The organism is Ewingella sp. C233, from assembly GCF_055407225.1.
The window spans coordinates 411,155-426,285 of sequence record NZ_JBUZRI010000002.1; the positions used below are offsets into that span (position 1 = coordinate 411,155).

Genomic DNA, 15,131 nt, shown 5'->3' on the forward strand with positions numbered 1-15,131 from the left:
TTATTCTATTAGATTAAATTTTCATTCACTCGGGCGGTAATTATTAGAATTATTTTTATAAACCTCCGAACCATTACCTCACTATTTTAAATAAACATGCCCTGTTCATATGAATATTTCTAACAATGTGCGAAGTGTGATTAATCTCTCCTTGTGGACCGCCGGTAATTTGTAATTTCCAGCCAGCCGTTAATGAATTAAAAAGCACAAGGAAATAACCATGGTCCACGCTTTTATTAAGAAAGGGAGTTTTCAGGACTCGGTCAGCCTGATGCTGGTTTCCCGCAAGCTCAGTGAATTTCCCCAGGTTGACGAGACGTCAGTGATGATGGGCACGCCAGCCAATAAATCGCTGCTGGAAGCGACCGGCTTCTGGCACGACCTGTTTAACGACGCCACGCCGAACGACATTTGTGTTGCGATAAAAACCGACGCGGCCGACCCGTCCATCACTCAATTTATCAGCGATGCGCTGGAAGAAGCCCTCAAGGCCATCGCACAGGGCCAGCAGGGCGGCAAACGCCTGCCGGTGGCACGAAGCTGGCAAACCGCCTGCCATAAACTGCCGGACGCCAATCTGGTGCTGATCTCCATTGCCGGTGAATACGCGGCAGATCTGGCCGATCAGGCGCTCGACGCGGGCTGTAACGTGATGATGTTTTCCGACAACGTTTCGCTTGAACAAGAGGTAGCGCTGAAGAAAAAGGCCCAGGAAAAGCAGCTCATTGTCATGGGCCCTGACTGCGGCACCGCCAATATCGCGGGCGCACCGCTCGCTTTCGCCAATATTGCGCCAACGGGCGGAATTGGCATTATCGGCGCTTCAGGCACCGGTATTCAGGAGCTGACGTCTCAGATAACCCTGGCGGGACAAGGCATTTCCCACGCCATCGGGCTGGGCGGACGTGACCTGACGGCTGACATCGGTGGTATCAGCGCGCTGACCGCCCTTTCGATGCTGGAAAACGACAGCCAGACCCGTGTCATAGCCTTCGTGTCCAAACCGCCTGCCCAGTCGGTTCAGCGACAGGTAATGCAGGCGATGCAAAAAATCCCCAAACCGGTGGTCGCACTTTTCTTAGGCACAAAACCTGAGGTTCGCCAACAGGGCAATGTATGGCTCGCCAGCACGCTGGATGAGGCCGCCCGCCTCGCGGCCATGCTTGGCAATGTGCAGCAGCAGGTGGCGGAGCAGCCCGCCGTTCACGGCAAGAAAATTGCCGGTTATTATGCCGGAGGCACGCTGGCAGCCGAAGTCACCATGTTGCTGGCGGAACATTTGCACGTGGAAACCGACCGTCAGCATCACCACGGCACCATGCTCGACACTCACGGACACCGCATTATCGATATGGGTGATGACTTCTACACGCAGGGCAAACCGCACCCGATGATCGACCCGTCCACCCGCAATCAGGCGATCGCCAAACTGGCGCAACAACCTGAAGTCGGCATTTTGCTGATCGACGTGGTGATCGGTTTCGGCGCGCAGTCAGACCCGGCCACGTCGCTGGCAGAAGAGGTGCGTCGCGTAACAGCTTTACGTGGCAACGCCAGTCCGCTGGTCGTCATCGCCACCGTCACAGGCACCGAGCAAGACCCGCAGCAGCGCAGCCAGCAAATTGCCATGCTGAAATCTGCAGGCATTGTGGTGATGAACACCCTGCCCGAGGCCGTGCTGCTGGCCTATCAGCTCATCAGCCCGCCACCACTGGTGGCTAAACTCACGCCTTATCCGCTGCTGAAAGGTGTCTCGGTGATCAACGCCGGACTGCGCAGCTTCGCCACCGATTTGCAGACCAATCAGGTGCCGGTGGTGCATTACCAATGGGCACCGATCGCCGGTGGAAATCAACGTTTAGCCGCGATTTTGAAAAAATTGCACTGAGGGATCTTATGTACGCAACTATTGAACAGGCCAATATCGCCGTTATCGCCCGCATCAAAGAAGCCCGTCCGCACTGGTGCGACGTCAAACTGGCTAAAGAAGTGATCCCTGCGTTATTGCAGGGCCGCGCGTTACTGCATGCCGGGCCACCGGTTATCTGGGAAGACATGAGCGGGCCGGTTCGCGGCGCGTGTATCGGTTGCTGTCTTTTCGAGGGCTGGGCCGACACCGAACAGCAGGCATTGGCGCTGCTGGAACAAGGCGAAATCACATTTATCCCTTGCCACAGCGTGCGGGCCGTCGGGCCGATGGGCGGCATTACCTCAGCCAATATGCCGATGATCGTGGTGAAGGATCAGGTTCACGGCAATGATGCCTTCTGCAACATGAACGAAGGGATCGGCAAAGTAATGCGCTTTGGCGCATACGGCCCGGATGTTCAAACCCGTCTGTGCTGGATGCGCGACACGCTGGCTCCGGTGCTCAAGGACGTGCTGGCCGATGTGCCGGAAGGCATCGATCTTACCGCGCTGATGGCGCAGGCCATCACCATGGGGGATGAATTCCACCAGCGCAATATCGCCGCCTCCGCGCTGCTGATGCGCCAACTGGCACCGAAAATCGCCGGTCTGGACCGTCCGCAGGAAGAAAAAACCAGCGTGCTCTCTTTTCTGGCGATCACCGATCAGTTCTTCCTCAATCTGGCGATGGCCTACTGTAAAGCGGCCATGGACGCAGGCGCGGAAATCAAGCAAGGCACCATCGTCACCGCCATGACCCGTAACGGCAAAGACTTTGGCATCAAGATCAGCGGCATGGGAGACACCTGGTTCACTGCGCCGGTCAACACGCCTGAAGGGCTGTTCTTCTCTGGCTACAGTCAGGCGGACGCCAACCCGGATATCGGCGACAGCGCCATCACGGAAACCTTCGGCATTGGCGGTGCGGCCATGGTGGCTGCACCAGGCGTGACCCGTTTTGTCGGGGCAGCAGGTGGCATGGGGGCGGCGCTGGATGTCTCCGAAGAGATGGCTGAGATCTTCCTCGAGCGCAACATGATGCTGCAAATCCCAACCTGGGATTTTCAGGGGGCCTGTCTTGGTCTGGATGCCCGCCGTGTCGTGGAAACCGGCATCACACCGCTGATTAATACCGGCATCGCCCACCGTGATCCGGGCGTCGGGCAGATTGGTGCCGGAACAGTTCGCCCGCCTCTGGCCTGCTTCGAGAAAGCCATTGAAGCGCTGGCCGCTGAGCTTGGCATCAGCGAATAACGCTTAGCGTTATTCACACCACATTTGCCCGGCCTCTGCGCCGGGCAATCAGGAGCCTTTATGGTTTGTATTGTGATTTCATCCAGCCTTCATGCCACTCAGGACTTCGGGCCGTTACGCCGGGCCGGGCTCTTCAATAATGCGATGAATTTCCTGACGTCAGGCAATCAGTTACTGACCTTACATCGTGATGGTTACGGCTTAAGCCCGATGGGCTGGGTCATTGATGAAAGCGATTTTGACCTGATTGCCCGCCATCTTCATACGGCAGAGCCGCTGCGTTATGACGAACAGGGGGTGTGGTTTGATGCGCTACAACTGAAAAATAGCGGGCCGCGCCGCGCGCTAACCGTGCCACAGCAGGGTCAGGTGACCGCTCAACCGTTACGGCGAACGCTGTTTTGCTCCCCGGCAGAAACGGGTTTGTTTGGCCCTCTGGAACGGGTGATCGAGCAATCCGCCACCGGCGAACTTCTGGCTCTGCAACACGCGTTTGCAGACTGGTTGAAAGGAGCCCGCGTTGACTGGTCAGCCTTTATCGGTAAAGGGCCGGGGCTGACGCCGAGCAACGACGATACGCTGACGGGCATGTTGCTGGTTGCGTATACCGATAGCCGTGTTGACCCGGCGCGGCTGGCACCTTTTTTCGCCGCGAGTAAGCCTCTCGCCGGTTTAACAACACTGATAAGCCACCACTATCTGGCCTATGCACAGCAGGGCATTTTTGCCACACCGCTGCTGGATATTGCTGCGGGCCTGCTGGCTCCGCAAACCCTGCTGCCGGCGGTACAGCGCCTGCTCGGCGTCGGCCATACGTCGGGGGCAGATACGCTGCTCGGCGTCTGGCTGGCGACCCAAACCCTCAACCAGCAACAGGATCAGAGCGTCAGACTGCGCCCTGCGACCTCTTCATCTTTCTGACTTATTACTGACTTTTGAGAGCCGTAAATGGAAACTTTGGTTATCGCTTTAGGTGGGAATGCCCTGCTGCAACGCGGCGCGGTGCTTTCTGCCGAGAATCAATACAAGAGCATCGCGCTGATAGCGGAGGCTATCGGCGAGTTAGCGAAAAAATACCGTATCGCCATTGTCCACGGTAATGGCCCGCAGGTCGGGCTTCTGGCCCTGCAAAATCTGGCTTATCGTGATGTCCCGCCCTATCCGCTCGACATTCTGGTGGCCGAAACACAGGGCATGATTGGGTACATGATCGCTCAGCAGCTTTCGGCACACCATCCTGAGCAGCCGGTGTCCACGCTGCTCACCCGCATTCTGGTGGATGCCCAAGACGCGGCATTCAGCCAACCCAGCAAATTTATCGGGCCGGTTTACCCACCGGAAGAAAAACAGGCTTTGCAACAGCGTTACGGCTGGTCAATGAAGCAGGACGGCGAACACCTGCGCCGCGTTGTACCGTCGCCGGATCCGAAGAAAATCCTTGATATCGAAGCCATTAATACGCTGCTGGCGAAGAATCACATTGTGATTTGTAACGGCGGCGGCGGCATCCCGATGGTCAGCACTGAGCAAGGTTTACAGGGCGTAGAAGCGGTGATCGACAAAGACCTGGCCGCCGCCTTGCTGGCCGAAGCGCTGAATGCTGACCATCTGGTCATTCTCACCGACGCCGATGCGGTTTACAGCGGCTGGGGCACGCCATATCAGCGGGCGATCCGCGCCGCAACCCCACAGGAACTGACCCCGATGGCGGTGCAGGACGGCTCAATGGGGCCGAAGATCATCGCCGTCAGCCGCTTTGTTCAGCGCTCAGGAAAAGAAGCGCATATCGGCGCACTGAAAGATATTCAGGCCGTACTCACGGGTCAGGCAGGCACATTAATTCATCCCTGAAACGGGATTTCACACTGCGGCTTCGCAGAAGGAAAACACCATGGAAAATACCCAATCCGCCTCTCGGTTCCCCTATTGGATCCGTCTGGTCATTATTTTCTTTTTTGGCTGGGTGGTAATTTACGCGGGCCGCTCGGTGCTAAGCCCCTTAATGCCAATCATTCAGGACGAATACGGGCTGACGAAAACACAGCTTGGTACGATCAGCAGCCTGTTTTTCCTCGCTTACACCCTGTTGCAGGTTCCGGCGGGGCTGTTGGGTGACCGACTTGGTCACAAGAAAGTGCTGGTGACCGGTTTTATGTTGTTTGCGGTCTTTATTGCTTCCATCAGCATCACGCCCGGATTTCTGGGTTTCATCATTTTATGGATGATGACCGGTGCCGCACAAGGCGTGTATTACGGCCCGCAGTACGCCGTCTCCTCCAGCGCGATCCCTAAAAAGTGGCTAACGCTCGGCAGTGCGGTGATTGGCAGTGGCATGTCGTTTGGTATTGCGTTGGGTTATCAACTTTCCAGCATCTCGGTAAATCACTTTCATACCGGCTGGAAATTACCCTTTGTGATCATCGCCCTGCCGGTGTTGATCGTTGCGCTGTTAATGCTGTTTGTGATTCACCGCAGACCGCCATTGCCCGCAGGAAAGGCAGTGCAAAATGAAACCGGAGAACCCCCGTTTCGCTTTACCGATCTGCTGAAAAACCGCAATCTGGTGCTGGCCTACATCACTATTTTCTGCTCGATTTACGGCTTCTTTGTGATCATCTCCTGGCTGCCGTATTACCTGCAACAGGAGCGCGGTATGGATATGGCCCGCGCCAGTAACATCGCGTCGATTGTGCCGTGGATTTCTATCATCGGGACGCTGATTTTCAGCTACATGTCAGACAAACTGGGCCGCCGCAAACCGGTCGTGCTCTGCATGATGCCGCTGTCATTAGTGGCGCTGTTTGGCATCGTCTATTCCACATCAGAAACCATGCTTATCGCGGTGCTGATCCTCTACGGATTGATTGGAAAAATCAGCCTGAACCCGATTCTGGTGGCACTGGTCGCCGACAATGCCCCCAAACAGGCGCTCGGCACGGCCTTCAGTTTGTATAATTTCTTTGGCATGGCGGCGTCGATTTTCGCCCCTTATGTCACCGGCTTTATTGCCGACCGCACCGGTTCGCTTAACGCAGGTTTTTACTTTGCCGCCTTCATTACGCTAATAGGTATCAGCGCTATGCTGCTGGTCAGGGAAAAGCGGCCATATCAGGCCAACGCCTGAGGTCGGGGGGATTTCTTACAAGATTTTTTGCGTTTGCGCTCTTTTTTCTCATGCCGTTTAAGAAAGTTCGCATTAGTATACGAATCATCGAAGAATACTTTGCTTTGCTGATGGATACCGGTTTGTTGAAAAAATTCTCTCTTACGCTTCTGGCGATGGCTTTTGCCAGCGCGCCACTGTTGAGCCATGCGCAAAATGCGCGTCTGGCCTCGCAAGTTGTTGATGATTATGCCGAGCACATTTTCTATGGCAGCGGTGCCATGGGCATGGCGCTGGTCGTAGTCGATAATCAGCAGCAGGTGTTCCGCAGCTTTGGCGAAACCCGCCCCGGTTCGGATATCCGCCCGCGTGAAGACTCGGTGATCCGCATCGCTTCGCTGACCAAGCTTATTACCAGCGAAGTGCTGGTGAAGCTGTCGCAGCAAGGCACGGTGCGCATTAACGATCCGCTTCGCAAGTACTCCGGCGGCAACGTAGTGCCTTCTTACAGCGGCACCACGCCTATTACCCTGCTGAACCTGGCGACCCACACCAGCGGCCTGCCGCGTGAGCAGCCGGGCGGCGCACCCAATCGTCCCGTTTTTACCTGGCCGACCAAAAATGACCGCTGGACCTGGCTGCGGGTGGCGAAACTGACCACGCCACCGGGCGCCAAGGCGGCGTATTCAAATCTGGCGTTTGACCTGCTGTCTGACGCGCTCTCAAACGCGGCGCGCAAGCCTTACACCCAGTTGCTGAGTGAGCAAATCACCCAGCCGCTCGGCATGGTAGATACGACGCTGACGCCTAATGCCAGCCAATGTGCTCGTCTGATGAGCGGCCTGCGCCCAAGCCCCTGCCTGAACACCACGGCAGCGGCGGGCAGCGGCGGCATTTACTCTACCCCAGCCGACATGGCCCGCTGGATGCGTCAGTTCCTGCCTTCTGCCCTCGGTAAACGCAGTGCGACCGCTGAACTGGCGCAGAAGATGTATTACCAGCGTACCGATCTGGTGTCATTGAAAGGGATGGACGTGCCGGGCATGGCGGACTCTCTCGGGATGGGCTGGGTAACGATGGCCCCTACGCCACTGTTGCCGCGCATCATTCAGAAAACCGGCGGCGGAGGCGGGTTTATCACCTATGTGGCGATGGTACCGCAGCGCGGTATTGGCGTGTTCGTGGTGGTGACCCGCAGCGAGCTGACTAAGTTCAAGAACATGAGCGACGGCGTGAACGAACTGGTGGCTGAACTGGTTCGCAATAACGAAATCTGACGGCACCACAACACAATAAAAAAGGGCGCTCACGGGCGCCCTTCTGTTTATCTGTCACTTTCAAACTATCGTCATCGTTTTTTCAGCAGCAGGAAGATACTGATCACCAGGAACAGCGCGCTAGGCAGCAGCGCACCGAGCACCGGCGGAATGCTGTACACCAGGCTGAGTGGTCCGAAAATCTGATCCAGCACGTAGAACAGAAAACCAAAGCAAATCCCCGTCACCACGCGCACGCCCATAGGTACGCTGCGCAAAGGTCCGAAGATAAACGAGAGTGCCATCAGCATCATCACCGCAACCGACAGTGGCGAGAAGATTTTGCTCCACATGTTCAGCTGGTAACGCTTGGACTCCTGCCCGCTTTGTTTGAGGTATTTCACATAACTGCGCAGGCCGCTGATCGACAATGCGTCCGGATCGAGCGCCACTACGCCCAGTTTGTCTGGCGTCAGGTTGGTTTTCCAAACGCCTGTCAGGGTCTGAGACCCCGTGATTTGCTTAGGATCGGTCAGGATAGATTCATCCACCTGAGACAGTTTCCACACGCCATTCTCGAAGGCCGCTGAGGAAGCGTACCGCACGGATTGCAGTTTATTGGCATCATCGAAATGGTAGATGTTAACGCCGGTGATCTCGTTGTCACCTGCCACCCGCTCGATATAGATAAAGTCTTTACCGTCTTTGGCCCACAGGCCGCTCTGCGTGGAAAGCAGTGAACCGCCGTACATCTGCTGCGCACGGTAGTTACGCGCCATCTGCTCGCCCTGTGGTGCCACCCATTCACCAATCGCCATGGTCAGTAATACCAGCGGAATGGCGGTTTTCATCACGGAAGAGGCAATCTGCATACGGGTAAAACCCGACGCCTGCATGACCACCAGCTCACTGCGCGTAGCCAATGTGCCAAGGCCAAGCAGTGCGCCCAGCAGGGCCGCCATCGGGAAGAAAATCTCGACGTCTTTCGGCACGCTGAGCAAGGTATAAATACCAGCACCCGATGCGGAATAGGCACCCTGCCCGACCTTGCGCAACTGGTCGACGAACTTGATGATGCCCGACAGCGACACCAGCATGAACAAGGTCATCATGATGGTATTGAAAATAGTGCGGCCGATATACCGGTCTAAAACTCCAAACATCAGGCAGCTCCTCTTAAACGCGCCCGGATTTTACGTACCGGCAGCGTGTCCCACATGTTAAGCATCATTGCTAACGCGAAGTAGGCCAGGTTGGTGACCCACATCCAGACCAGCGGGTCGAGCTTGCCTTTCGCGCCGTTAGACCGCAGCGAGCTTTGCAGCAGGAAGAAGATTAAGTAGAGCAATATAGCGGGTAGCATACTGAGAACACGGCCCTGACGCGGGTTCACCACGCTGAGCGGCACCACCAGCAGCGCCATAATAAAGACAGACACCACTAAGGTCAGACGCCAGTGGAACTCGGAACGGGCATCAGGCTCGTTGGACTGCCATAGCTGATGCATCGACATCTGGTCGGAATCGCTCTCATCTACCGCCACCGTCTGATGGCCAATCACCGCCAGATAGTTAGTGAAATCGGTAATGCGGAAGTCACGCAGCAGCGCGGTACCTTCGTAGCGGGTGCCCTGATCGAGAGTCACCATCTGGGAACCGTCCGGGCGCTGTTCCATATGGCCCTTATCGGCGATAACCACGGAAGGACGCTGGTTGCCGTTAGGCCGCAGTTGCGCCAAGAAGACGTTATGGAACTCTTTTCCCTTCACGCTGCCGACAAACAGCACCGCGTTACCGTTCTGTGCCTGCTGGAACTGGCCTTCAACCATGGCTGCCATGCTCGGGTTGGCCTTGGCCTCGGCCAGCACTTCGTCCTGATGTTTTGAAGACCAAGGGCTGACCCAGAACGCATTGATACCGGCAAAAACAGCGGTGATCAGCGCCAGACTGAGGGCAGCAAGGATTAGTGAACGTTTACCGAGTCCACAGGCATGCATGACCGTGATTTCACTGTCAGTGTAGAGCTTGCCTAACGTCATCAATAAGCCCAGAAACAGACTCAAAGGCAGGATGAGCTGCGCCATTTCCGGCACACCTAAGCCCAGCAGAGAAAGGACTAAATTTGTTGGGATATCGCCATCAACCGCCGCGCCCAGAACCCTGACCAACTTCTGACAAAAGAAGATTAACAGCAGGATAAAGAGGATTGCGATTTGGCTCTTGAAGGTTTCCCTAACCAGATATCTAATGATGATCACGCTTAATACGCCTGTGAAAACTTGTCTTTTTGCAGGAAAATCGATAGTTTCATCGCTAATCCGTCATTTATTCTCATCATATGGCAACCTTCACACTAAAATAGTATTAAAACACCGAGAATTGGGGTGTCCTATAGGAAGATACTTATAGCCGCCAAAATAAAAACTAACGCCGTTCAGGTTAACACAGGTCGTTAACACAGTGACGGGAGATGTCTCCGGCGATCCATTCTAGCCGCAGCCCCCGCCGTTGTCTTTAAGATTCAGGAGAGTGCATGGAGTTCAGCGTAAAAAGCGGTAGCCCGGAAAAACAACGCAGTGCCTGTATTGTAGTCGGCGTTTTTGAACCTCGCCGTCTGTCACCGATTGCCGAGCAGCTCGACAAAATCAGTGACGGTTACATCAGCGCTCTGCTTCGCCGCGGCGAACTTGAAGGCAAAGTAGGCCAGACCCTGTTGCTGCACCACGTTCCAAATATTCTTTCCGAACGCATCCTGCTTATCGGCTGCGGGAAAGAGCGTGAGCTCGATGAGCGCCAGTACAAGCAAGTGATTCAGAAAACCATCAATACCCTGAATGACACCGGTTCAATGGAAGCGGTCTGCTTCCTGACCGAGCTGCACGTTAAAGGCCGCAACACCTACTGGAAAGTGCGTCAGGCGGTTGAAACGTCCAAAGAGTCGCTTTACACCTTCGATCAGCTGAAAAGCAACAAAGTCGAACCTCGACGTCCGTTACGTAAAATGGTCTTCAACGTGCCAACGCGCCGTGAATTGACCAGTGGCGAACGTGCTATTCAGCACGGTCTCGCGGTCTCTGCCGGTATCAAAGCGGCGAAAGATCTCAGCAACATGCCGCCAAACATCTGTAACGCCGCCTATCTGGCCTCTCAGGCCCGTCAGTTGGCGGATGCTTTCAGCACTAATATCACCACCCGCGTCATCGGCGAACAGCAGATGAAAGAGCTGGGCATGAATGCCTATCTCGCCGTCGGTCAGGGTTCGAAGAACGAATCATTGATGTCGGTGATGGAATATAAGGGCAATCCTAACCCGGACGCTAAGCCTATCGTGCTTGTCGGCAAAGGTTTAACCTTCGATTCCGGCGGTATTTCCATTAAGCCTGCGGCTGATATGGACGAAATGAAGTACGACATGTGCGGTGCAGCCGCGGTCTACGGCGCAATGCGCGTGGTGGCTGAGCTGAATCTGCCGCTCAACGTGATTGGCGTGCTCGCGGGCTGTGAAAACATGCCTGGCGGCCAGGCGTTCCGTCCGGGCGACATTCTGACTACCATGTCCGGCCAGACCGTCGAAGTGCTCAATACCGATGCCGAAGGGCGTCTGGTGCTGTGTGATGCGCTGACCTACGTCGAGCGTTTCGATCCTGAGCTGGTGATTGACGTTGCCACGCTGACCGGCGCGTGCGTGATTGCCCTCGGCCATCACATCACCGGTTTGCTGTCGAACCACAATCCGCTGGCTCACGAACTGATCGGCGCGTCCGAGCAGTCCGGTGACCGCGCATGGCGTCTGCCGCTGGCTGATGAATATCAGGAGCAACTGGACTCGAACTTTGCGGACATGGCGAACATTGGTGGCCGTCCGGGTGGTGCTATCACCGCCGGTTGCTTCCTGTCGCGCTTTACCCGCAAATACAGCTGGGCGCATCTGGACATCGCCGGTACTGCATGGCGCTCAGGTAAAAACAAAGGCGCGACCGGTCGTCCTGTCGCACTGCTGGCACAGTTCCTGCTCAACCGCGCAGGTCTCGACGGCGACGATTAATCTATCCCAACCTCTAAACGATACCCAAAATCATTCGAGCTGTATCAAGGCGGCAACTGAATGAATCCCTGGGAGCTTACATCAAGTAAGTGACCAAGGTGAATGAAGGCAGCCAACGCAGAGACAGCTTGAAGGATGAAGGGGATCAGGCCGGTTAACTCCGGCCTGTTTCATTCTGCATAAATGCACTGGATAACTGATGAAACAAGCCACCTTTTTCCTTATCGATGCGCCCGACCCGGACGGAACCCTGACTTCTCACGAAGCGCTGGCCTGCCAGATTGCGGCCGAGCGTTGTCGTGCGGGGAAACGCGTTTTGCTGGCCTGTGAAGATCAGCAGCAGGCAGAGCGTCTGGATGAAGCCTTGTGGCAGCGTGATCCAAGCCAGTTTGTCCCGCACAATTTAGCCGGTGAAGGGCCGAAGTTCGGCGCGCCGGTTGAGCTTTGCTGGCCAGGAAAACGCGGTAATGCGCCGCGTGATTTACTGATAAGCCTGCTGCCTCAGTTTGCAGATTTTGCTACTGCTTTCCATGAAGTGGTAGACTTCGTTCCTTACGAAGATTCCCTTAAACAACTGGCGCGCGATCGCTACAAAGCCTATCGCAGCGTCGGTTTTACGTTGACCACGGCCACGACGCCGTCTGTCACTACATCGACCGACTAAAAAACGAAAGCGAAATGGATAAGACATATAACCCGCAAGACATCGAGCAGCCGCTTTACGAGCACTGGGAAGAACAGGGCTACTTCAAGCCACATGGTGATACCAGTAAAGAAAGCTTTGCCATCATGATCCCGCCGCCGAACGTCACCGGTAGCTTGCACATGGGTCACGCTTTCCAGCAAACCATCATGGACGCCATGATCCGCTATCAGCGTATGCAGGGTAAAAATACTCTGTGGCAGGCGGGGACAGACCACGCCGGTATCGCCACGCAGATGGTCGTTGAGCGCAAAATTGCCGCTGAAGAAGGCAAAACGCGTCACGACTATGGCCGCGACGCGTTTATCGAAAAGATCTGGGACTGGAAAGCGGAATCAGGCGGCACCATCACCCGCCAGATGCGCCGTCTGGGCGACTCCGTGGACTGGGAGCGTGAACGCTTCACCATGGATGAAGGCCTGTCCAACGCCGTGCGTGAAGTCTTCGTGCGTCTGTACAAAGAAGACCTGATTTACCGTGGCAAACGTCTGGTGAACTGGGATCCGAAACTGCGCACCGCGATCTCCGATCTCGAAGTGGAAAACCGCGAGTCCAAAGGTTCCATGTGGCACCTGCGTTATCCGCTGGCTGACGGCGCAAAAACCGCTGAAGGCAAAGATTATCTGGTGGTCGCCACCACCCGTCCGGAAACCGTGCTCGGTGATACCGGCGTGGCCGTTAACCCGGAAGATCCGCGTTACAAAGATCTGATCGGCAAAGAGATTATCCTGCCGCTGGTCGGCCGCCGCATTCCGATCCTCGGTGACGAACATGCCGACATGGAAAAAGGCACCGGCTGCGTGAAGATAACGCCAGCGCATGACTTTAACGACTATGAAGTCGGTAAACGTCACGGCCTGCCGATGATCAACATCCTGACTTTTGATGGCGATATCCGCGAAACCGCTGAAGTGTTCGACACCAACGGCGAAGAAAACGACGCGTGCAGCAACGATATTCCGGAGCAGTTCCGTGGCCTTGAGCGCTTCGCCGCGCGTAAAGCCGTGGTCGCCGCTTTCGACGAGATGGGCCTGCTGGAAGAGATCAAACCTCACGACCTGACCGTACCTTACGGCGACCGTGGCGGCGTGGTCATCGAACCCATGCTGACCGATCAATGGTACGTTCGCACTGCTCCGCTGGCGAAAGTTGCGGTGGAAGCTGTAGAAACGGGCGAGATTCAGTTCGTACCAAAACAGTACGAAAACATGTACTTCAGCTGGATGCGCGACATTCAGGACTGGTGTATTTCCCGTCAGCTTTGGTGGGGACACCGTATTCCAGCGTGGTATGACACCGAAGGCAACGTATTCGTCGGCCGCGACGAAGCGGAAGTGCGCAGCGAAAACAATCTGGGCGCAGACGTGGTTCTGACGCAGGACGAAGACGTGCTCGACACCTGGTTCTCGTCCGGTTTGTGGACCTTTTCCACGCTGGGCTGGCCAGAGCAGACGCCTGATCTCAAAGCTTTCCACCCTTCAAGCGTGGTCGTGAGCGGCTTCGACATCATCTTCTTCTGGATCGCACGCATGATCATGATGACCATGCACTTCGTGAAAGATGAAAACGGCAAACCGCAGGTTCCGTTCAACACCGTTTACATGACCGGTCTTATCCGCGACGACGAAGGGCAGAAAATGTCCAAGTCAAAAGGTAACGTCATCGATCCTCTGGATATGATCGACGGGATTTCGCTGGAAGATCTGCTGGAAAAACGTACCGGCAACATGATGCAGCCGCAGCTGGCGGAGAAAATTCGCAAGCGCACCGAGAAGCAGTTCCCGAACGGTATCGAACCGCATGGCACCGACGCCCTGCGCTTCACGCTGGCGGCACTGGCCTCTACCGGCCGTGACATCAACTGGGACATGAAGCGGCTTGAAGGCTACCGCAACTTCTGTAACAAGCTGTGGAACGCCAGCCGCTTCGTGCTGATGAACACAGAAGATCAGGATTGTGGCCTGAACGGCGGCGATCTCGAACTGTCACTGGCTGACCGCTGGATCCTCGCGGAATACAACCGTACGGTGAAAGCCTACCGCGACGCGATGGACACCTACCGCTTCGATCTGGCCGCCAGCATTCTGTATGAATTCACCTGGAATCAGTTCTGCGACTGGTATCTGGAACTCACTAAACCGGTCATGACTGGCGGCAGCGAAGCACAACTGCGCGGTACCCGTCATACGCTGGTCGAAGTGCTGGAGGGTCTGCTGCGTCTTGCGCACCCGATCATTCCGTTCATCACAGAAACCATCTGGCAGCGCGTGAAAACCCTGAAAGGCATTACGGCTGACACCATCATGCTGCAACCTTTCCCGGAATTTGACGCGGCAAAAGCAGACGAACTGGCACTGGCCGATCTCGAGTGGATCAAGCATGCGATCATCGCTATCCGTAACGTGCGCGCCGAGATGAACCTGTCTCCGGGCAAACCGCTGGAACTGCTGCTGCGTGGCGCAAGCGCTGAAGCACAGCGCCGCGTCGAGCAGAACCTGAACTTTATCTCCTCGCTGGCACGTTTGGAGTCCATCACCATTCTGCCTGCTGGCGACAAAGGCCCGGTTTCTGTCACCAAACTGGTGGAAGGCGCTGAGCTGCTGATCCCGATGGCCGGTCTGATTGATAAAGACGCCGAACTGGCGCGTCTGGACAAAGAGATGGCGAAACTGGATGGCGAGATTGCGGCTATCGAGGGCAAACTGTCGAACGAAGGTTTTGTGGCGCGTGCGCCAGAAGCCGTTGTCGCCAAAGAGCGCGACCGTCTGGCAGCCTGTGGCGAAGCCAAAATCAAGATTGCAGAACAGAAAGCGACTATCGCTGCGCTGTAAGGTGTAGTGCAAAGAAAGCCGTAACGAAAGGC

The 15,131-nt window shown here is 55.8% G+C and carries 11 protein-coding genes; 9 read left to right on the forward strand and 2 right to left on the reverse strand.

What is annotated here, in order from left to right; translation table 11 throughout:
• Positions 1-220 precede the first annotated feature (220 nt).
• The 6 genes from fdrA (at position 221) to ampH (ending at position 7,542) form a co-directional block, all read left to right on the forward strand.
• A complete protein-coding gene (fdrA, locus tag ACZRKO_RS14290) occupies positions 221-1,888 on the forward strand; it encodes an acyl-CoA synthetase FdrA (RefSeq protein WP_463737908.1) in 1,668 nt (555 codons plus the stop codon).
• A gap of 8 nt (positions 1,889-1,896) precedes the next feature.
• Positions 1,897-3,162 carry a YlbE family protein gene (locus tag ACZRKO_RS14295; RefSeq protein ID WP_463737909.1) on the forward strand — a complete coding sequence of 422 codons (1,266 nt, stop codon included), beginning with the start codon at positions 1,897-1,899 and terminating at the stop codon, positions 3,160-3,162.
• Between the two features lie 60 nt (positions 3,163-3,222).
• A complete protein-coding gene (locus ACZRKO_RS14300; RefSeq protein ID WP_463737910.1) occupies positions 3,223-4,083 on the forward strand; it encodes an oxamate carbamoyltransferase subunit AllH family protein in 861 nt (286 codons plus the stop codon).
• A gap of 27 nt (positions 4,084-4,110) precedes the next feature.
• Positions 4,111-5,013, forward strand: a complete 903-nt coding sequence (locus ACZRKO_RS14305) for a carbamate kinase (protein WP_463737911.1) — start codon at positions 4,111-4,113, stop codon at positions 5,011-5,013.
• A 40-nt stretch (positions 5,014-5,053) separates the two neighbouring features.
• Entirely contained in the window at positions 5,054-6,286 is a 1,233-nt protein-coding gene (locus ACZRKO_RS14310; protein ID WP_463737912.1) for an MFS transporter, read from the forward strand.
• A 110-nt stretch (positions 6,287-6,396) separates the two neighbouring features.
• A complete protein-coding gene (gene ampH, locus ACZRKO_RS14315) occupies positions 6,397-7,542 on the forward strand; it encodes a D-alanyl-D-alanine-carboxypeptidase/endopeptidase AmpH (protein WP_463738108.1) in 1,146 nt (381 codons plus the stop codon).
• Between the two features lie 71 nt (positions 7,543-7,613).
• On the opposite strand, the gene lptG is transcribed toward ampH, so the two are convergent.
• Both lptG and lptF read right to left on the reverse strand, forming a co-directional pair.
• A complete protein-coding gene (lptG, locus tag ACZRKO_RS14320) occupies positions 7,614-8,684 on the reverse strand; it encodes an LPS export ABC transporter permease LptG (protein ID WP_463737913.1) in 1,071 nt (356 codons plus the stop codon).
• Positions 8,684-9,778: an LPS export ABC transporter permease LptF gene (gene lptF, locus ACZRKO_RS14325; RefSeq protein WP_463737914.1), complete on the reverse strand. Its 1,095-nt coding sequence runs from the start codon at positions 9,776-9,778 to the stop codon at positions 8,684-8,686. Before lptF ends, lptG begins: the two co-directional genes overlap by 1 nt.
• Before the next feature lie 275 nt (positions 9,779-10,053).
• Between lptF and pepA the strand changes: the two genes are divergently transcribed.
• The 3 genes from pepA (at position 10,054) to ACZRKO_RS14340 (ending at position 15,099) form a co-directional block, all read left to right on the forward strand.
• Positions 10,054-11,565 carry a leucyl aminopeptidase gene (pepA, locus tag ACZRKO_RS14330; RefSeq protein WP_463737915.1) on the forward strand — a complete coding sequence of 504 codons (1,512 nt, stop codon included), beginning with the start codon at positions 10,054-10,056 and terminating at the stop codon, positions 11,563-11,565.
• A gap of 199 nt (positions 11,566-11,764) precedes the next feature.
• Positions 11,765-12,229, forward strand: a complete 465-nt coding sequence (locus ACZRKO_RS14335; RefSeq protein ID WP_463737916.1) for a DNA polymerase III subunit chi — start codon at positions 11,765-11,767, stop codon at positions 12,227-12,229.
• A gap of 14 nt (positions 12,230-12,243) precedes the next feature.
• A complete protein-coding gene (locus ACZRKO_RS14340) occupies positions 12,244-15,099 on the forward strand; it encodes a valine--tRNA ligase (protein ID WP_463737917.1) in 2,856 nt (951 codons plus the stop codon).
• Positions 15,100-15,131 lie beyond the last annotated feature (32 nt).

What these genes read in the sequence shown, in the direction of transcription:
- pepA (WP_463737915.1), top strand. Translation starts at nt 10,054, where the DNA reads ATGGAGTTCAGCGTAAAAAGCGGTAGCCCGGAAAAACAACGCAGTGCC.
- lptG (WP_463737913.1), bottom strand. Translation starts at nt 8,684, where the DNA reads ATGTTTGGAGTTTTAGACCGGTATATCGGCCGCACTATTTTCAATACC.
- ACZRKO_RS14305 (WP_463737911.1), top strand. Translation starts at nt 4,111, where the DNA reads ATGGAAACTTTGGTTATCGCTTTAGGTGGGAATGCCCTGCTGCAACGC.
- ACZRKO_RS14335 (WP_463737916.1), top strand. Translation starts at nt 11,765, where the DNA reads ATGAAACAAGCCACCTTTTTCCTTATCGATGCGCCCGACCCGGACGGA.
- ACZRKO_RS14295 (WP_463737909.1), top strand. Translation starts at nt 1,897, where the DNA reads ATGTACGCAACTATTGAACAGGCCAATATCGCCGTTATCGCCCGCATC.
- fdrA (WP_463737908.1), top strand. Translation starts at nt 221, where the DNA reads ATGGTCCACGCTTTTATTAAGAAAGGGAGTTTTCAGGACTCGGTCAGC.
- ACZRKO_RS14300 (WP_463737910.1), top strand. Translation starts at nt 3,223, where the DNA reads ATGGTTTGTATTGTGATTTCATCCAGCCTTCATGCCACTCAGGACTTC.
- ACZRKO_RS14310 (WP_463737912.1), top strand. Translation starts at nt 5,054, where the DNA reads ATGGAAAATACCCAATCCGCCTCTCGGTTCCCCTATTGGATCCGTCTG.
- ACZRKO_RS14340 (WP_463737917.1), top strand. Translation starts at nt 12,244, where the DNA reads ATGGATAAGACATATAACCCGCAAGACATCGAGCAGCCGCTTTACGAG.
- ampH (WP_463738108.1), top strand. Translation starts at nt 6,397, where the DNA reads ATGGATACCGGTTTGTTGAAAAAATTCTCTCTTACGCTTCTGGCGATG.